Below are 18473 nucleotides of genomic sequence, written 5' to 3' on the forward strand. Positions count from 1 at the left end.
AAGTGCGGGTGGCGATTGCCATGGAGCGCGGGATCGATCTCTGGCTGTCGTTCTTCGCCGTTCTGAAAGCGGGCGGGGCCTACATCCCGCTGGATCCGGATTACCCGGCCGAGCGTCTGCGTTATATGCTCGAAGATGGCGGCGTGAAGCTACTGATCTCCCACGATGCGGCTTTGGATCGAGTGCCGGTCGGTGACGTGCCGCTGCTCAACCTTGATCAGCTTGATGTTTCCTCTGAACCGGAAACCGCGCCGGACGTGATGATTCATCCGCAGCAACTGGCGTACCTGATCTACACCTCGGGTTCGACCGGCAAGCCGAAGGGCGCGGCCATCGCCCACGGCGACATCTCGATGCACATCCAGACCATCGGCGAGCGCTATGGCTTTACGCCCGAAGACCGGAAATTCCACTTCCTCTCGATCAGCTTCGACGGCGCCCACGAAGGCTGGATGATGCCGATGTGTTACGGCGCTCGAGTTGTCTTGCGCGATCAGGAACTGTGGAGCGTCGAGCAGACCTACGACACACTGATTCGCGAAGGCATCACCGTGGCCTCGTTCCCGCCGAGCTACCTGCGGCAGCTGTCGGACTGGGCCGGCGTGCAAGGCAAAGGGCCGGGAGTGAAAACCTACTGCTTCGCGGGCGAGGCCTTCAGCCGCGAAATGCTGCACGACGTGATTCGAAATCTGCAGCCGCTGTGGATCATCAACGGTTACGGCCCGACCGAAACCGTGGTCACGCCGACCCTGTGGCTGGCGTCCTCGGAAACCGCGGACTTCACCACGGCATACGCGCCAATCGGCGATCTGGTGGGGGATCGTCAGGGTTATGTGATGGACGCCGATCTGAACCCGCTGCCCCAAGGCATCGCCGGTGAGCTGTACCTCGGTGGCGCGGTGGCGCGAGGGTATCTGGATCGTCCGGGCGCCACCGCCGAGCGTTTCCTCCCGCACCCGTTCCGACCGGGCGAGCGGATCTATCGCAGCGGCGACCGCGTGCGGTTGAACAGCCAAGGCTTGCTAGAGTACCTGGGCCGCATCGACCACCAGATCAAGATCCGCGGCTTCCGCATCGAAGCCGGGGAGATCGAGGCCGCGCTGAAGGCCTGCGAGGGTGTTCGCGAAGCGCTGGTGATCGTCCGCGAAACGCCGAGTGGCAAACGCCTGCTGGGTTATGTCGGTGGCAACGAACTGAGCGAGGACAGCCTGAAACAGCAGCTGGCAACGACGCTGCCCGAATACATGGTGCCGCAACACATCATCGTCATGGCGCGTCTGCCGCAACTGCCGAACGGCAAACTGGACCGCAACGCGTTGCCGGATCCGCAGCTCGACAGCCAGCAGTTCGAAGCGCCGCAGGGTGAACGAGAACAGCAGCTGGCCAATGTCTGGCAGCAACTGCTGGGCATAGCCAGCGTGGGCCGTTCGGACAGTTTCTTCGAATTGGGCGGCGACTCGATTCAATCGCTGGCGGTCATCACGCGCCTGCGTCAGGCCGGTCTGAAACTGATGCCCAAAGACGTCTTCACCCATCCACGGTTGAAGGACCTGGCGTTGCGTCTAACTGTCGTCGAGGCGAGTGCGGAAATCGTTATTGATGAGGTCCCGCAGGGTGAAGTGCCGCTGACGCCGATTCAGGCGCACTTCTTCGAACAGCCTATGGCGAACCGGGGGCATTTCAATCAGGCGTTGCTGCTGGATGTGCAACGTCCGGTCGAAGCGCAATGGCTGGCACGGGCGCTGGAGGCGGTATTGCGTCACCACGATGGCCTGAACCTGAGCTTCCGTGCAGCGGATGATGGCCGTTGGCAGCAGGTGTATCGCCAAACCCCTGAGAGCGACAGCCTGTGGGTGCGGGATGTGGCCGATGACGCTGCGCTGGTCGCGCTGTGCGAACAGGCGCAACGCAGCCTCGATCTGGAAAACGGTCCGTTGCTGCGACTGGTGCTGGCGCAGATGCCGTACGGCCAGCGTCTGTTGCTGGTCGCTCACCACCTGGTGGTGGACGGCGTGTCCTGGCGAGTGCTGCTGGAGGATCTGGCCCGGGCTTATGCGCAACTGGCTTCGGACACCCCGGTAAACCTTGGACCGAAATCTAGCAGCTACCAGCGTTGGGCGCAGCACCTGCTGCTCGCAGCGCAGACGCCCGAACGCGAAGCCGAAGCGGCGCAGTGGCTGGAGCAGATCGGCCGGGGCAACAACGCCTGGCCGGTGGACGACGCCCAGGGCCGCGCGACCCAGCAGGATCTCGAACAGTGCGAGCTGCTACTGAACGCGCAAATGACCCACCGTCTGCTGCGTGAAGCGCCGGCGGCGTTGAATGCGCGGATGGATGAAATCCTGTTGGCTGCCCTGGCCCAGGCACTGAGTGGCTGGACCGGACAGCGCGATAATCTGATCGCGCTGGAAGGTCACGGTCGTGAGGCCCTGTCCGACGCGCTGGACGTGGGTCGCACCGTGGGCTGGTTCACCAGTCTGTTCTCGGTGCGGGTCAAGGCTGCGGACACGATCAAGCAGACCGTCGAGCAGGTTCGGGAGACGGTTCGCGCGCTGCCGGACAAGGGCGTGGGTTTCGGGCTGCTGCGTTATCTGGGCACCGATCAGGTTCGCCAGCAACTGGCTGCACTGCCCGAGCCGAAGGTGGTGTTCAACTACCTCGGTCAGTTCGATCAGGACCTGGGCGACGGCCGTTTTGCTCCGGCGAACGTCTCAGCCGGTGCCTTGATCGACCCGACCACACCGCTGAATCGCGAGCTGGAAATCAACGGTCAGGTGTTCGCCGGGCAACTGGGCCTGACCTTCCGTTTCAGTGGTCAGCGTTATCAGCGCCAGACCATCGAACGCTTGCAAACGGCCTACCTTGCGGCATTGACGGCGCTGCTGGATGGTCTGCCAGCGGTGCAATCGGCAGTTGCTGCGGCTCAGCCGGTCAACAACAACGGCGCGCCGAATCCGCTGATTCGCCTGAGCAGCGGCCCCAGCGACAAGCCGCCGGTGTTCTGCGTGCACCCGGTCAGCGGCACAGTGGTGGGTTACTACGCCCTGGCGCGTCGGCTGTCCACGCAGTGGGACGTGTGGGGCATTCAGAACCGTCAGGTGCTCGACGGCCAGTGGCGCGACGGTTCAATCGAACAGATGGCCCGCGACTATGTGAAAGCGTTGCTGGAGCAGCAACCGTCCGGGACCTACCGCCTGATCGGCTGGTCGATGGGCGGCACGATGGTCCTGGAAATGGCCCGTTTGCTGACCCGTCTGGGCAAGCGCGTGGCCTTCGTCGGCCTGATCGACGGTTACGTGCCGGGTGCCGGGCAGCCGCGTCCTGCGCTGACTGAACCGTCCGCGCCAGCGGTGGGCGGCGATGACGAAAGCGAAGGCGATGAGCACTGGCAGCAGTTGCTCGGCGTCGAGCGGCACATGCGCCAACTCGCCAACCAATGCCGGGACATTCATCCGTCAAGCGTGGCGGTGTACGCCTGGTGGGCGGAGCGCTCCCCGGAAAATAACGATAACGCACCGGCTCTTCTGGAGCAGGGCATGGGCAGCCGCTTGCAGGTTTCAGCCTGGATCGATGCCGACCACCTTTCGATTGTCCGTGATCAGCAGTTCATCACTCAGCTTGCCGAGGCCCTCGCGCAAGTCAACGAACGACCTCAGTCACACGATTTCCAGGAGCAGGAATATGCATAGCCAACACAACGTGACGCCGATTGCCGAGCTGACACCCGATGCCGCGCTGGCCCATGCTGACTACCGGTTTGCGCCGACCGCGCGGCTGGACCGTCAGGCGGCGGTGGAATCGAACGCTCGCAGCTACCCGCGGCGCATTCCGCTGGAACTCAAGCGCGCCCAAGGCATTCATGTGCAGGACAGCGAGGGGCGCTGGTTCATCGATTGCCTGGCGGGCGCCGGTACGCTGGCGTTGGGGCACAACCACCCCGAGGTGGTGCAGTCGATGCGAGACCTGCTCGACGGGCAGCGCCCGCTGCACACCCTGGACCTGATGACCGAGGCCAAGGACGCCTTCATCGACGAGCTGTTCGCGCTCCTGCCATCGGCGTTCGCCAGGGATGCACGCATTCAGTTCTGCGGCCCGGCGGGCACTGACGCCGTGGAAGCGGCGATGAAGCTGGTACGTACGGCCACCGGTCGCAGCAACATGATGGCCTTCCACGGCGCGTATCACGGCATGACTCAAGGGGCCTTGAGTCTGATGGGCAACCTGGGACCGAAAGCGTCGCTGGGCGGTCTGGCCTCCAGCGCGCAATTCTTGCCGTTCCCGTACGACTACCGCTGCCCGTTTGGGGTCGGTGGTGAAGCGGGTGAGCGCATCGGTCTGCACTACATCGAAAACCAGCTGACTGACCCGGAAAGCGGTGTCATGCCGCCTGCCGGGATGATCCTCGAACCCTTGCAAGGGGAGGGCGGCGTGGTGCCGACCTCTGCCAACTGGTTGCGCGAAGTCCGCCGCATCACCCGTGACGCGGGCGTGCCGCTGATTCTCGACGAAATCCAGTGCGGCGTGGCGCGCACCGGTAAGCCGTTCGCGTTCCAGCACGCCGGCATCGTGCCGGACGTATTGGTGCTGTCCAAGGCGATCGGGGGCAGCCAGCCGATGGCCGTGGTGGTGTACAACAAGTCGCTTGATGTCTGGAAACCGGGCTCCCACGCCGGCACATTCCGAGGCAACCAGCTGGCCATGGTGGCCGGCTCTACCACGCTGCGTATCGTTCGCGAACAGCAGCTCGATCAGCACGCAGCGGCCATGGGCGAGCGTTTGAGCGGTCACTTGCACGCGCTGCAAAAAGACTACCCGCAGATGGGTGATGTACGCGGCATGGGCCTGATGCTGGGCGTGGAAATGGTCGATCCCGAAGGGCGTCCGGACGCGTTGGGCCGCTTCCCGCAAAGCGGCGCACTGGCGTCGAGGATTCAGCGCCAATGCCTGCAACGCGGACTGATCATCGAAGTGGGTGGCCGTCACTCCAGCGTCATCCGCTTCCTCCCGCCTTTGATCGTCACCGCAGCCCAGATCGACCAGATCGCCGAGATCTTCAGCGCCGCGGTTTCCGCCGCCGTCAACCTGCGGTAATCCCTTCCGACCTGTATCAGCGAAGTGACAAGGGATGGCACTTCGCTTTTATTTTGAATGACAATGGTAACGAGAATGTTTCTCTGTTACATTTTCACGCCTTTTTTACATCTGTAAACACTGCGCAGTGGGCTCAGGCCCAGGTCATTTCAAAGGGAGGGGGAGTTCGGATGGCGAGCAACAAGAACAAACAATTCAAGGTGAACGCCTTGGCAGCACTGGTGGCAACGGTCGCCTGTCACGGCCTGGCATGGGCAGAGGATGCCCCCGCCAAGCCTGCGAAAGGCTCAGCGATTCAGCTGCAGAACTCGGTGATCACCGGGGAATCACTGGCGGTTGAACCCGACGTTGGCTACCAGGCGAAGAACAGCACCGCGGGCACCAAAACCAGCACTCCATTATCCGAAACGCCGCGTTCTGTATCGGTGGTGACACGTCAGCGCATTCAGGATCAGGGCTCGCAAACCCTCACCGATATCCTCGGTTACGTACCCGGCATCTTCGCGCCGCCGTTTGCGGTAGGTGATGGCCTGGCGGGCGACCTGTTCTCCATTCGCGGCTACAACGCCACCGACTATGGCTACGGCCTGCTCAAGGACGGCCTGCGTCTGCAAGGCAACCGTTACGACACCACCACCGAACCGTACGGCCTGGAGCGCACCGAAGTGTTCCGCGGCCCGAGCTCGATTCTGTACGGCGAAAACGCCCCGGGCGGTCTGGTCAACCTGGTCAGCAAACGCCCGACCGAAACCGCCCAGGGCGAAGCCAAGTTCTCTTATGGCAGCAACAACCGTCGCCAACTGGGCCTCGACGTGTCCGGCCCTCTGACCGACGACAACCGCATTCTGGGCCGTGTGGTGATGCTGGGTCGCAACGCCGACACGCAGGTCGACTCGGTGCCGGACGATCGTCTGTACATCGCACCGTCCATGACCTTCAACTTCGATGAAGACACGTCGCTGACGTTGCTGTCCACCTACCAGCGCGACCGTACCCAGCTGCTGCTCGGTTACCCGGCGGCCGGTACTTTGCTGAACAACGTCAATGGCAAGATCGGCAAGGACCAGTACAACGGCAACCCGAACTGGGACGACTTCGAGCGTGAGGCGTGGAGCCTGGGTTACGAGTTCAGCCATCAGATCAACGACACCTGGCAGTTCCGCCAGAACTCGCGCTTCATGGAGTCCCGGATCGACCGCCATGAAACCTGGCCGAACAACCTGAACAACGCCGGTTTTGGCAGCATCCTGACCAGCACCGCGTATGACCGTGACAACAAGTCCCTGGCGTACTCGCTGGACAACCAGTTCGAAGGTCACTTCACGTCCGGCGCGCTGGAAAACACCGTGTTGCTGGGCGCCAGCTACGACCGTACTTCGTTCAACCAGGATTGGGCGGCGGGCAACGGCGGTACGTACAACGCCTTCAACCCGGTGTTCCCGGCCGGGAATCCGCGGATGATCGCGACGATCCAGAACTCGCAGCTGGACCAGCAAATGTACGGTCTGTACAGCCAGCTTCAGAGCAAGTACGACAACTGGATTTTCCTGCTGGGCGGCCGCCAGGACTTCGTCAACAGCAAATACCGTAACCGCGCGGGCACGACCAGTGGCTTGGCCGACCTGGATGGCTGGGATCACCGTTTCAGCTGGCAGACCGGTCTGATGTACCAGTTCGAAAACGGTATCTCGCCTTACGTCAGCTACTCGACGGCCTTCACCCCGGTGCAGCAGTCCTCGCAGCCCAACGGCGAACTGCTCGACCCGATCCTCAGTCACCAGTACGAAGCGGGTCTGAAGTTTGAGCCGGCCGGCTGGAATACCACCTTCAGCGCCGCTGTGTTCCAGCTGACCAAGACCCATGACGTGGTTGCAGGCAGCAACGGTTTCAGTCGTCAGGTGGGCGAGAGCGAGTCGAAGGGCATCGAACTGGAGGCCAACAGCGATATCACCAAGAACCTCAGCCTGACGGCGTCTTACACCTATACCGACGCGCGCGTGACCAAGGATGCGCCGGGGTCGTTGGTGGAGGATCACCAGTTGACGGGGATTCCGCGTAACCAGGCGTCCGGTTGGGCGACCTACCGTTTCCTCGATGGCCCACTGAGCGGTTTCCGTCTGGGAGGCGGTGTGCGTTATTTCGACAACACCTTTGCATACACCTCGCCGACCTTGTACGGCAAGTTGAAAACCGGCGATGTGACGCTGGTGGATGCGTTGGTGGGGTATGACATCGACAAGCACTGGTCGGTGGATGTGAACGCGAAGAACCTCTTCGACAAGGAGTACGTCAGTGGTTGCAACAACGCAGGTCGTTGCTACTGGGGCGAGGAGCGTACAGTCATGGGGACGGTTGCGTTCCGCTGGTAATGCTTGAGTTTTAGACGTTGGGAAGAGGGGCAGACCGGTCAACGTGTCTGCCCTTTTTTATGGCTGGAATTTGGGCGGAGCTGGTCGGCTTGAGATGTTCGCGGGCCTCTGTCGAAGCAATCGGAGGTTACGACGGTCGCGAAGGCTTTCTTCCTGAGGTTTCCCGGATTGCGTGTACATCCGTCATCAGCAAGCTGACTCCCACAGGCCTGAGGTGCGCGACAGATCCAATAGACACGGAGCTTCTGGCCCTGCGTGCCCAAGCGAAGCGAGGCACCCTTAGCAGGCAGGTAAATGTCTCCCGTCTAAACTCATCTCTCCATTCCAAACGTTGGAGAGCCGACATGGTCGCGAAGAATACAGTCTGTCTCTGGTACGAAGGCGATGCCGAGGACGCGGCGAGCTTTTATGCGAAGACGTTCCCTGATAGCGCGGTCACTGCTGCTCATCCGGCGCCCGGGGATTATCCCTCGGGCAAGGAGGGCGATGTGATTACCGTCGAGTTCACAGTCATGGGCATCCCCTGCATCGGGCTGAACGGCGGGCCGGTGTTCAAGCACAACGAGGCGTTTTCCTTTCAGGTCGCAACCGAGGATCAGGCGGAGACGGACCGCTACTGGAACGCGATAGTCGGCAATGGCGGCGAGGCCAGCGTCTGCGGTTGGTGCAAAGACAAATGGGGCATATCGTGGCAGATCACCCCGCGCGTGCTGACCGAAGCGATTACCCACCCTGACCGGGCCGCAGCCAAGCGTGCGTTCAACGCAATGATGGGCATGACACGGATTGACGTGGCTGCCATCGAAGCCGCGCTCAAGGGATAACAGCGCTTTCTGTCGCAGGCCATCACTTTGAGATAACCTCGGCGCTCCTCGCGCACTGATGTCAGGTTTGCCTGAAGCGAGTGCGACAGGGCAAGGGCAAATGTGAGCAGCACAAGAACGTTGATCGTTTGGAAAAACACGCGGAGCGAGCGTTGAGCGAGAGAAGAGAGTTCAGCGGCGGCATGAAGGGCAAGAACCTTCGCTATCTGGAGGCGCATCGGCGGCTGCCTTGTACGCACACGCGGACGGGTTTTCTGCTGCTCGAACACTTCTCGCTCCCGGCGTTCACTCAGGCGCTGGACACAATTGTCACCGCCAATCTGCTGCGTCCTACGCTGTTTTCTTCCAGAACGTTCGGCTTGCAGGAAGGCGAGGTCATCAGCGATCTGGGGCTGGTCATCCGGCCCGACGCCCGCCTTGAACTGCCCGCGCTCAAAGACCTCGATCTGCTGGTGATCTGTGGTGGCTACCGCACGGAACTCAAAGCCGACGACGCGCTGATCACGCTGCTGATCACCGCCGCCGACTTGGGCATCACTCTCGCCGGGTTATGGAACGGGGCGTGGTTTCTCGGTGCAGCGGGCCTGCTCGAAGGCTACCGTTGCGCGATTCACCCCGAACACCGTCCCGCACTCGCCGAGATCTCAAAAGTCACCCACGTGACCAGCGAGCCCTTTGTCGTGGACCGCGACCGGCTCACGGCGTCCAGTCCATCCGGCGCCTTCCACATGGCCCTGGAATGGATCAAGGGCCTGCACGACAAGGCGCTGGTCGAAGGCATCGAAGACATCCTGTCGTTCGAGGAGTCGCGCTATCGGCGCATCAAGCCGAGCCGGCACATCTCGGTCAGCGCACCGCTCAAGGAAGTCGTCAAACTGATGGACGCCAACCTTGAGGAACCGCTGGAGATGGACCAACTGGCGGTTTACGCAGGGCGCTCGCGCCGGCAGATCGAGCGCCTGTTCAAAGAACAGTTGGGCACCACGCCGCAGCGTTATTACCTGGAGCTGCGCATCACCGAAGCACGACGGCTGCTGCAGCACACTGAGCTCTCTCAGGTCGAAGTCCTCGTCGCCTGCGGTTTCGTCTCCCCCAGCCACTTCAGCAAGTGCTACAGCGCCTATTTCGGCTACCGGCCTTCCAAGGAAACGCGGCTGGTGAAGTGATGCCGTCTCTGGCTTCACGCCGATAGCTTGCTTCTCAGCGTGGACACGAACCCACCAATAATGGCCGCCAGTTCCACGGGGGACTCCAGAGGTGATAAATGGCCTGTGCCGGCCAGTTCATGGAAATCCGCGTGGGGGATGTTCGGGAGCAGGTGCGCTTTCAGCGTCGCAACCGAATCGACCTGATCCCTCTCTCCTGCAATCACCACGGTCGGGACGTTGATCGCCTGAACCTGATGCGTAATGTCCTCCTGGCTGATCGACTGCGGCCACGCGATCTTTGCCTCGGCCGTGCCGCGCAGACTGTCCTCTATCACCTGCCGCCGTTGTTCGGGGCTCAATGGTCTGGACGTCAGCATGTGCTCGATGGCCAGGCCCACGGAGGCCTCGGACACGTAGGCGCTCGCCATCGCAGCTTTGGCTTCTTCAGGCATTTGAAGGGCCCCTGGAGGCGCGGGCGCTACCAGCACCAGGCCCGCGAGTCCACTGGGACGCTGCGAGGCCAGCAGTTGCGCAATTTTTCCGCCCATGGAATGCCCGATCAACACGTAGTTATCCAGCTCAAGTGCTGAAACGACCGCTGCGACATCGGCGGCATAGTCGCTCAAGTTATAGCCGACAGGCCCGTCTGAAGAGGGCATCGTCACAGAACTTCCCCAGCCCCTCAGATCCGGCCTGACAATCCGGCAGGTGATCGGCAGAGCGTCAACGACCGCGTTCCAGGTGCGCGATGAGCCGCCCCAGTAGTGCAGGAATACCAGAGCCGGGGCACCTGTTCCCTGATCTTCGACATGAATACGAACGCCATTTGAATCCACGTGCATCGTCCACCTCTCAACGTTGAATGTTCAGGTGGGGATCGTAAATTAAGGCGCTCAGCGCGATAATCCGCACATTCCTATCATCAATCGATCGCCTGGTTATCGACTGGAGGCTCTCTTGGATCGTTTCACCAGCCTCAACGTTTTTGTTGCCGCCATCGAGGACGGCAGCCTGGTGGCGGCCGGTCGGCGGTTCGGCTTGTCAGCCTCCATGGCCGGAAAACACGTGAGTGCGCTGGAGTCGCAACTGGGGGTGAGGCTGCTGCAACGCAGTACGCGTCATCTGAGCACGACCGAGGCGGGTCAGGCGTATTACCTGCGTTGCAAACAGATCCTTGATGCCTTCGACGAAGCCAATCACGAAGCGAGCGATGCCGGCAGCGGTGTACGGGGTACCTTGCGCATCGCGGTACCGGTCACCTTTGGCGCGCTGCACGTGGGGCCGGTCATCGCTCGCTTACTGCGTGATTTTCCCGATATCAATGCCGACGTTGTCGCCGATGATCGCTATGTCGATCTGCACGCGGCCGGCATCGACGTCGCCATCCGCATCGGGCAACTCGCGGACTCTTCGCTGATTGCACGACGGCTGGGCGTGTGTCGGATGGTGCTTTGCGCATCGCCTGAATTCATCGAGCGACACGGCCTGCCGGTGCACCCGAATGACGCGCGCAGCCTGCCGCGCCTGGCGTTCAGCGAGGCTGTGTCGGCGGATGGCTGGACGGTGAGCGATGTCGACAACAGGCTTCATGTCATCGATGGCCCGCTGCGCATGCGTGCAAACAACATGCAGGTGCTGGTGTCTGCGGCGCTCTCGGGTCTCGGTATCGCCTACGGACCGACCTTCGTGTTCGGTCAACACTTGCGCGCCGGGTCACTGGTTCAAGTCTTGCCCACGTTTACGCCCTCCGAGCTGGCGATTCATGCGGTGTTCCCGACGGCCCGATACGTGCCGGCCAAGGTGCGGTGCTTCATCGATTACGTGACAGAGGCGTTTGCAGGCGAGCCGGAGTGGGACCGGTTTTAGCACGGTCGCCCCGGAGGGTCCGGGCAGTGGATTCAGGGCGCAAAGCAGGCAAGGCATTGAAAGTCGGGCTGGCGTTTGACGGATTATCCGACGTACGAACTGTCGCGGCCTGGCGTCTAAAGCGTCATGTCCCGTGATGCCTGTTCGAATCGCTCGACCAGAAAGTCCAGCAGGGCTCGTACACGAGGGGCCAGGTAGCGGTTGCGAGGATACAGCGCATGCACCGGCGCTTCGGCGGTTTGCCAGTCAGTCATCACCAAGCTCAGGCGACCGGCGGCGAGGTCAGCGCTGACGTCCCAGATCGACTTGAGGGCAATGCCGTGGCCGTCGATTGCCCACTGCCGAGCCAGCGAGCCGTCGTTGGTCTCCCGCGCGGCCTCCATCGGCACCTTGAACAGCTTCACTTCCTCCCCTCGTTGCAGGCGCCATTCGCTGGACCAGCCTGATTGTCCGGCGACGATATGGTCAAAATCTGCCAGTTGGTCGGGGTGCTTTGGTGTGCCTTTGCGTTGCAGGTAACCCGGTGCGGCGCACAGCACGCGGCGATTGGCCGCCAACGGCCGCGCGATCAGCGAGCTGTCGGGCGGCACGCCGAAGCGAATCACCAGGTCGACCTCGTCGGCGATCAGGTGTGACAGTGAGTCGGACAGCAACAGTGCGGGCACGACCTGGGGATACAGGGCAGTAAAGGCGTCCAGCCAGGGATTGAGCACGTGGCGGCCGAAATCCGAGGTCGCGGAGATACGGATCTTGCCGCGAATCTCTTTCTTCTCGGCGGACAGTGCCGCGCGGGCATCGTCCAGCGCCTGCAACGCCTGGCGGCAATGCTGCAGATAAAGCCGGCCTTCATCAGTCAGCCTTAATTGACGCGTGGTTCGCTCGAAAAGGCGCGTGGAGAGAGAGGCTTCGAGCTTGAGCAGACGTGCGCTGGCGGCGGCCGGTGACAGGCCCAGCTTGCGGCCGGCTGCGGAAAGGCCGCCGAGTTGGGCCGCTTCGACAAACAGGCGAATGGCTTCGAGGTTGTCCATGATTCTTCCGCTATTTTTGAAAATCCATCAAAGATTAGCCCAATTATCAAATGCAGTCCTCGAACGCAGACTGAGCCCATTACCTTTTTCTGGCTCAGGAAACTTTCACCATGAAGACCCCAGCGACACTGTTTACCCCGATCGCCTTCGCGGGCCTCACTGCACCGCACCGTGTGGTGATGGCGCCCATGACCCGCGCCCGCAGCAGTCAGCCCGGCGACATCCCCAATGCACTTAACGCTCAGTATTACGCTCAGCGTGCATCGGCGGCGTTGATCGTCACCGAGGCCTCGCAGATTTCCCCGCAGGGCAAGGGCTACTCCTTTACCCCCGGCATCCATAACGATGCGCAGCAGGAAGGCTGGCGCGGCGTGACCGAGGCGGTGCATGCCGAAGGCGGTCGCATCTTCCTGCAACTGTGGCACGTGGGGCGTATGTCCCATCCTGACTTCCACGGGGGAGCGTTGCCCGTGGCGCCCTCCGCAGAGCCGTTCGAAGGGCAGATCTGGAAATTGGACCCGGCGACCGGGCAGGGTGCGATGGTGGACTCCCCGACACCTCGGGCGTTGAGCCGGCGCGAGATTGCGCAGATTGTCGATGATTTCCGTCAAGCCGCACGCCGGGCCATGCTCGCCGGATTCGACGGCGTTGAGGTCCATGGCGCCAATGGCTATCTGGTGGATCAGTTCTTGCGCACCACGTCCAACACGCGGACCGACGAATACGGAGGCTCGCGCAGCAATCGCCTGCGTTTTCTGCGGGAGGTGATCGACGCGATCAGCGATGAAATCGGTGCCGAACGCACGGCCATTCGCCTGGCGCCGTTCCTGACGGCCCGTGGTATGGACTGTCCGGACATTCTTCCGACGATCCTCGAAGCCGTCGAATACCTGCAAGGAAAGGGCATCGGTTATCTGCACCTGGTCGAAGCCGACTGGGACGACGCGCCGGTGTTCACCGAGGCCTTCCGCCAGGCGATTCGCGAGCGCTTCACCGGCCCGATCATCGTGGCCGGTAACTACGACAAGGCCCGTGCCGAGTGGGTCATCGCCCAGGGTTATGCCGACCTGGTGGCGTTTGGCAGGCCGTTCGTGGGCAATCCCGACCTGCCAGCCCGTCTGGAACACGACCTGCCGCTGACACCGCTCGATCCCGCCACCTTGTTCGGCGGGTCGGCTCAGGGTTACAGCGATTACCCCGCCGCTCGCACAGGAGAAGCTGCATGCGCTCGCTGATCACCGGCCTGTTGGCCGTCGCCCTCACCGCCACCGTGCTCACCCAACCTGCCGTCGCCGCCGAGCCGGCCCTGATCACCCCGAAGGTGCTGATCGCCGATCCTGGCGCAACACCCGAGCAGGTTCAGGCACAAACCCTCGCTGCCCGCCGTTACGCGACGTTCTGGTCGTCGGGCGATCCGGCGTTGGCCCGCGAAGCGCTGGCGCCCGACTTCATGGACCGGGCGTTGCCGCCAGGCCGCCCCCAAGGCATCGCCGGACCGCTGGCCGCGTCCAGCGCGTTCCATGGCACAGTGCCGGACCTGAACTGCGAGGTGCAACAGATGATCGTCACTGGAGACCGCGTGGTTTCGCACCTGCGTTTCACCGGGCATTTCACCGGGACGTTCAACGGCGTGAAGGGAAAAGGCCAGGCAGTGAACTTCATCGCGACCGACATCTACCGCATTGCCGACGGCCGGATTGCCGAGAACTGGCACCTGGAAGACAACCTGACGTTCCTGCAACAGATCGGAGTTATCGCCCGTTAGTCCCATGCGTTTGCTGCCGTCACAACCTCCGATGTCTCCCACGGGGGCTAACTAAACCAAGCCACCACAGCCGCCGCAATCTCTGTAGGAGCTGCTGGAGGTTACGACAGTGGCGAATGCGGTGGGGCAGTAACATCACCGGTGACTGACCCACCGCTTTCGCTGCCGTCGTAACCTCCGACGTCTCCTACACGAACCGGGCAGCCCCGTGATGTTCTGCCCGCCGCAAAACCTGTGGGAGCTGCTGGAGGTTACGACAGTGGCGAATGCGGTGGGGGCAGTAACATCACCGATGACTGATCCACCGCGTTCGCTGCCGTCGTAACCTCCGACGTCTCCTACACGAACCGGGCAGACCCGAGATGTCATGCCGCCGCAAAACCTGTGGGAGCTGCTGGAGGTTACGACAGTGGCGAATGCTTGCTCGGCAGCACCTGCGTTCTTCAGCCGTTCGATATCGTCACGCGTTCAGATCCATTTCGCGTCCCATAGCGGATAGTCATGAACCCGATTGACCAAACCGGCGCGGATCGGATTGGTGATGATGTAGCGCCCGGCGCTGAGCAAGTCCTCTTCCTTCCGAATCGCCCGGTCGTGAAAGCCTCTCTGCCAGAGTTGGCCGGACCTGCCTAGATGCGTGTTGATGTCTCGCGCTGCGCGTGATTTGACCGCGAGCACCAAAGCGGGAAGATCCTTTTTCTCAAGCTCAAGCAACCAGTGAAAGTGATCTGGCATCACGACCCAAGCCAACGTATTTGCCCAGCCTTCCTGCTGCGCTTTTCGGAAGTGATTTACCAGCAACCGCCCTGTGACCCAGTCGCTAAAGAAGGGCTGACGATGGTGAGTGATTGAGGTCACGAGGTAGATCTGGCCTTTCTGGGAATAACGACCCATGCGCAAGCGCTTGGAGTCAGCGGGTAGAGGCATCGCGTGCTCGCCTGTTTAAGAGGAAAGCTAGAAGGCTAGTGATCAAAACAAAGGGCGTAGCCCAAGAACTGCATCAGGATGTGTGAAGCAGGCAGCGTTTGTCTGGAGTACAACCCATGCCCTCATAATCTCGACGTCTCCCACAGGGGCTACGTAAGCCAGGCCTCCGCAGCTGCCGCAATTTCTATGGGGGGCGGCTGGATGTTATGACGGTGGCGGACGTGTTGGGTCAGAGGCATCAGCGGTGAATGACCCACCGCATTCGCTGCCGTCGTAACCTCCGACGTCTCCCACAGGGGCGATGTAAACCAGGCCACCGCAGCTGCCGCAATTTCTGTGGGAGCTGCTGGAGGTTACGACAGTGGCGAAGGCGTCGGGTCAGGCATGACGACAGGCACTGACCCACCGCAATCGTCCGGAATACGGCCCATACCCTCATAACCTCCGACCTCTCCCAAAGGGACTATGTAAACCAGGCCACCGCAGCTGCCGCAATTTCTGTGGGAGCTGCTGGAGGTTACGACAGTGGCGAAGACGTCGGGTCAGGCATGGCGACAGATACTGACCCTCCGCATTCGTCCGAAACGCGGCCCATACCCTCGTAACCTCCGACGTCTCCCACAGGGGCGATGTAAACCAGGCCACCGCAGCCGCCGCTATTTCTGTGGGAGCTGCTGGAGGTTACGACAGTGGCGAAGGCGTCGGGTCAGGCATGACGACAGACACTGACCCACCGCAATCGTCCGGAATACGGCCCATACCCTCATAACCTCCGACCTCTCCCACAGTGGCTGGGTAAACCAAGCCACCCTAGCCGCTGCAATCTCTGTGGGAGCTGCTGGAGGTTACGACAGTGGCGAAGGCGTCGGGTCAGGCATGACGACAGGCACTGACCCACCGCATTCGTCCGAAATGCGGCCCATATCCTCGTAACCACAGTGGCTGCCTCGATGCATATGCCTTGACCCGGGCCGAGGGTTTACTCAGCAAAACATTTGAATTGCCCGGGATTGCCCGACAGAATCGCGCCCGGTCCGGCCAAGGCGTCGGGCTTCACGGTGATAAGGGGCGGCAGTTGAACGAACACACATTGTCCATGCGGCTTGAGCGCGTCGCAGCGCGGGTACCGGTCGGGGCGCGGCTGGCGGATATCGGCTCGGACCACGGCTACCTGCCGGTGGCGCTCATGCGCCGTGGGGCGATCGAGTACGCGGTTGCGGGTGAGGTGGCGATGACGCCGTTCCGCGCAGCCGAGCGTACCGTGCGTGAGAACGATCTCGATGACCGGATGAGCGTGCGCCTGGCCAACGGCCTTGAGGCGATCAAGCCCGAGGACGGGATCACGGCCATCAGCCTCTGCGGCATGGGCGGGGAAACCATCCGCGATATTCTCGACAGCGGCAGGGCGTACCTGACGGGTCGTGAACGCCTGATCATGCAACCCAACGGCGGCGAGCAGCCGCTTCGCCAATGGTTGATGGAAAACGATTACCGCATCCTCTTCGAAGAAGTGCTGCGAGAAAACCGTTTCGACTACGAAATCATCGTCGCCGAGCGTAGCGGCCCTGTGCTGTACACCGCTGAAGAACTGTATTTCGGTCCGCTGCAGATGCAGGAACGCAGCGCCGCCTTTGTCGCCAAATGGCAGCGCAGGCTCAAGCAGAAAGAGAAGACTCTGAATCAGTTCTTGCGCGCACGCCAGAACGTGCCCGAAACCAAGGTGCAAGCGCTGCCCCAGCAGGTGCGGTGGATCACCGAGTTGCTGGGCTGAGCGCGGTCACAGAGGACGGCCTCCTTACGGATCACTGTGGCCTTTTAACCTGAGGTATCGAAAAGAAGAACGAGGCGCCAGTGGGCGAGTTTCGTGCCCAGATCTTTCCGTCGTGAAAATCAATGATGGACCGACAGATGGACAAGCCCATCCCCAGCCCGCTTTCCCGGGTCGTGAAGAATGGCGTGAACAGCGACGGCAACACATCTTGACGTATTCCGGGCCCACCGTCACTGACCTCAACGATGACATCACAGGGCGTGACGAAGGTCTGAACGCACAGCCGACGGCGGGGTTGCTCGATCCCGCTCATGGCCTGGCATGCGTTGATCAGCAGGTTGATAAGAACCTGTTGCAGTTGTATCCGGTCTGCAAATACCCAAGGGTTTTCTGCGGCTAGGTCTGTGCGCGGGCTGATATGGTGATGGGTCATTTCATACTGCACCACGCAGAGTGTTTCCCGGACGATATCGTTGATGGGTTCATGTCGACGTATCGGGTCACTTTTGCGTGACAGCGCCCTGACGCGACTGATCACCTCACTGGCCCGGCGTGCGCTGTCGTTGATCTGCCGTAATCCGCGCATGGCCTCGGGGATGTCCGGTTGCGGACGATCCAGCCAGCGGCGACAACCATCGGCGCTGCTGTTGATGGCAGTCAGGGGCTGATTGACCTCATGTGCGATCGATGCGGTGAGTTCACCCAATGTGGTGACCCTGCAGATGTGGGTCAACTGGGCCTGGGTTCGGTACAGCATCTCCTCGGCCTGCGTTCTTTCGGTGATGTCCATCACGGCACCCAGATATTCGAAGCGGTCGTCCTGAACAAACAACACAGTGGCGACCATGTGCACATGCTTGATGCGCCCGTCCGGCATGAGCAGCCGGTGGCGTACTTCAATCTGTGGCTCACGCTGCGCTGCCCGGTTGAACACATCGTGTATCAGTGAGTGATCTTCTATTGGTGTACGCGCCAGGATCATTGACTTCGACACGGGTATCTCGACCGGGTACTCAAAGATTCGCGCGCTTTCCGCCGACCACGCCATCAGTTCACTGATGCCGCAGAACGTGACACTGCCGGTCTGGCTCAAGCACTGAGCTCCCGTCAGATAAATCTGATGCTGGCGAAGATCGTCCGCGGCCTGTTTGGCGCGCGTTGCCAGAAAACCGATGGCGGACAAGGCCGTCAGGCAACGCACGAAACTGGTGAAAGAGTCCCAGTCCTGATAACCGTGGTCGACGAAAAACATGACGACGATAGTTGCCATGCACATCAGCGAAACGCCTATGACGATGCGCAACGTGAACACATTGGCGGCCATCAGCAATAACGTCACGTAGATGACTGTGGCCGCGATGTCACGGTGGTGCGCGACCGTGCTTATCACGGCGATGCCTGCCGTCACCACAAGGCCAATGGCCCAGACCAGCCACGTTTCGTAGCGGCGTTTGCTGAGACAGATTAACGGCCGCGCGATCAGGTTGCCGGTGCTGTCCGGGGTTGGCGAAGACTTGAACGGATTGAAGTCCTGTCGTCTGCGCTTGCTCGAAGACTCGGTATCACTCATTGCGCTGCACTATCCCTTTCGGTGAGGCCATCGACACGGAAAAAGCCTGGCACGCAAACAACGGCGGCCAGGCGTAAAAAGACCTCTGCCGCGTGCTGCGGCTCGAAGGGCGTG

At 61.6% G+C, this 18473-nt stretch carries 13 protein-coding genes (1 of these 13 only partly in view); 9 read left to right on the plus strand and 4 right to left on the minus strand.

The window, feature by feature from the left end:
* The 5 genes from ABDX87_RS23690 to ABDX87_RS23710 all read left to right on the plus strand — a co-directional run.
* Nucleotides 1-3689 carry the 3' portion of a non-ribosomal peptide synthase/polyketide synthase gene (locus ABDX87_RS23690; RefSeq protein ID WP_346830056.1) on the plus strand. 12514 nt of this gene lie to the left of the window's left edge, so only the last 3689 of its 16203 coding nucleotides appear in the window; the start codon falls outside the window, past its left edge; it ends in the stop codon at nucleotides 3687-3689.
* Entirely contained in the window at nucleotides 3682-5091 is a 1410-nt protein-coding gene (locus tag ABDX87_RS23695) for an aspartate aminotransferase family protein (protein WP_346830057.1), read from the plus strand. The genes ABDX87_RS23690 and ABDX87_RS23695 overlap by 8 nt, the downstream gene beginning before the upstream one ends.
* Nucleotides 5092-5261: 170 nt before the next feature.
* Complete coding sequence (locus ABDX87_RS23700) at nucleotides 5262-7460, plus strand: TonB-dependent siderophore receptor (protein WP_346830058.1); 2199 nt, start codon at nucleotides 5262-5264, stop codon at nucleotides 7458-7460.
* A 344-nt stretch (nucleotides 7461-7804) separates the two neighbouring features.
* Entirely contained in the window at nucleotides 7805-8284 is a 480-nt protein-coding gene (locus tag ABDX87_RS23705) for a VOC family protein (RefSeq protein WP_346830059.1), read from the plus strand.
* A gap of 152 nt (nucleotides 8285-8436) precedes the next feature.
* On the plus strand, nucleotides 8437-9450 hold the full coding sequence (locus ABDX87_RS23710; RefSeq protein WP_346830060.1) for a GlxA family transcriptional regulator: 1014 nt from the start codon (nucleotides 8437-8439) through the stop codon (nucleotides 9448-9450).
* 14 nt (nucleotides 9451-9464) lie between these two features.
* Here ABDX87_RS23710 and ABDX87_RS23715 read toward each other — a convergent pair whose 3' ends face one another.
* On the minus strand, nucleotides 9465-10274 hold the full coding sequence (locus ABDX87_RS23715) for an alpha/beta fold hydrolase (RefSeq protein WP_346830061.1): 810 nt from the start codon (nucleotides 10272-10274) through the stop codon (nucleotides 9465-9467).
* A 115-nt stretch (nucleotides 10275-10389) separates the two neighbouring features.
* Between ABDX87_RS23715 and ABDX87_RS23720 the strand changes: the two genes are divergently transcribed.
* Nucleotides 10390-11298 carry a LysR family transcriptional regulator gene (locus ABDX87_RS23720; RefSeq protein ID WP_346830062.1) on the plus strand — a complete coding sequence of 303 codons (909 nt, stop codon included), beginning with the start codon at nucleotides 10390-10392 and terminating at the stop codon, nucleotides 11296-11298.
* Nucleotides 11299-11414: 116 nt separating this feature from the next.
* Here ABDX87_RS23720 and ABDX87_RS23725 read toward each other — a convergent pair whose 3' ends face one another.
* Nucleotides 11415-12326 carry a LysR family transcriptional regulator gene (locus ABDX87_RS23725; RefSeq protein WP_346830063.1) on the minus strand — a complete coding sequence of 304 codons (912 nt, stop codon included), beginning with the start codon at nucleotides 12324-12326 and terminating at the stop codon, nucleotides 11415-11417.
* A 110-nt stretch (nucleotides 12327-12436) separates the two neighbouring features.
* Between ABDX87_RS23725 and ABDX87_RS23730 the strand changes: the two genes are divergently transcribed.
* Nucleotides 12437-13561 carry an alkene reductase gene (locus ABDX87_RS23730; RefSeq protein ID WP_346830064.1) on the plus strand — a complete coding sequence of 375 codons (1125 nt, stop codon included), beginning with the start codon at nucleotides 12437-12439 and terminating at the stop codon, nucleotides 13559-13561.
* Nucleotides 13549-14091, plus strand: coding sequence for an ester cyclase (locus tag ABDX87_RS23735; protein WP_346830065.1), 543 nt, complete (start codon nucleotides 13549-13551; stop codon nucleotides 14089-14091). Before ABDX87_RS23730 ends, ABDX87_RS23735 begins: the two co-directional genes overlap by 13 nt.
* Before the next feature lie 468 nt (nucleotides 14092-14559).
* On the opposite strand, the gene ABDX87_RS23740 is transcribed toward ABDX87_RS23735, so the two are convergent.
* Complete coding sequence (locus tag ABDX87_RS23740; protein ID WP_346830066.1) at nucleotides 14560-15018, minus strand: REP-associated tyrosine transposase; 459 nt, start codon at nucleotides 15016-15018, stop codon at nucleotides 14560-14562.
* 1075 nt (nucleotides 15019-16093) lie between these two features.
* Between ABDX87_RS23740 and ABDX87_RS23745 the strand changes: the two genes are divergently transcribed.
* Nucleotides 16094-16789, plus strand: coding sequence for a tRNA (adenine(22)-N(1))-methyltransferase (locus ABDX87_RS23745; RefSeq protein ID WP_346830067.1), 696 nt, complete (start codon nucleotides 16094-16096; stop codon nucleotides 16787-16789).
* 31 nt (nucleotides 16790-16820) lie between these two features.
* On the opposite strand, the gene ABDX87_RS23750 is transcribed toward ABDX87_RS23745, so the two are convergent.
* Nucleotides 16821-18359, minus strand: a complete 1539-nt coding sequence (locus ABDX87_RS23750; protein ID WP_346830068.1) for a sensor histidine kinase — start codon at nucleotides 18357-18359, stop codon at nucleotides 16821-16823.
* Nucleotides 18360-18473 lie beyond the last annotated feature (114 nt).

Source organism: Pseudomonas abietaniphila (assembly GCF_039697315.1).
GTDB lineage: Bacteria > Pseudomonadota > Gammaproteobacteria > Pseudomonadales > Pseudomonadaceae > Aquipseudomonas > Aquipseudomonas abietaniphila_B.

What these genes read in the sequence shown, in the direction of transcription:
- ABDX87_RS23695 (WP_346830057.1), top strand. Translation starts at nt 3,682, where the DNA reads ATGCATAGCCAACACAACGTGACGCCGATTGCCGAGCTGACACCCGAT.
- ABDX87_RS23700 (WP_346830058.1), top strand. Translation starts at nt 5,262, where the DNA reads ATGGCGAGCAACAAGAACAAACAATTCAAGGTGAACGCCTTGGCAGCA.
- ABDX87_RS23705 (WP_346830059.1), top strand. Translation starts at nt 7,805, where the DNA reads ATGGTCGCGAAGAATACAGTCTGTCTCTGGTACGAAGGCGATGCCGAG.
- ABDX87_RS23715 (WP_346830061.1), bottom strand. Translation starts at nt 10,274, where the DNA reads ATGCACGTGGATTCAAATGGCGTTCGTATTCATGTCGAAGATCAGGGA.
- ABDX87_RS23725 (WP_346830063.1), bottom strand. Translation starts at nt 12,326, where the DNA reads ATGGACAACCTCGAAGCCATTCGCCTGTTTGTCGAAGCGGCCCAACTC.
- ABDX87_RS23730 (WP_346830064.1), top strand. Translation starts at nt 12,437, where the DNA reads ATGAAGACCCCAGCGACACTGTTTACCCCGATCGCCTTCGCGGGCCTC.
- ABDX87_RS23735 (WP_346830065.1), top strand. Translation starts at nt 13,549, where the DNA reads ATGCGCTCGCTGATCACCGGCCTGTTGGCCGTCGCCCTCACCGCCACC.
- ABDX87_RS23740 (WP_346830066.1), bottom strand. Translation starts at nt 15,018, where the DNA reads ATGCCTCTACCCGCTGACTCCAAGCGCTTGCGCATGGGTCGTTATTCC.
- ABDX87_RS23750 (WP_346830068.1), bottom strand. Translation starts at nt 18,359, where the DNA reads ATGAGTGATACCGAGTCTTCGAGCAAGCGCAGACGACAGGACTTCAAT.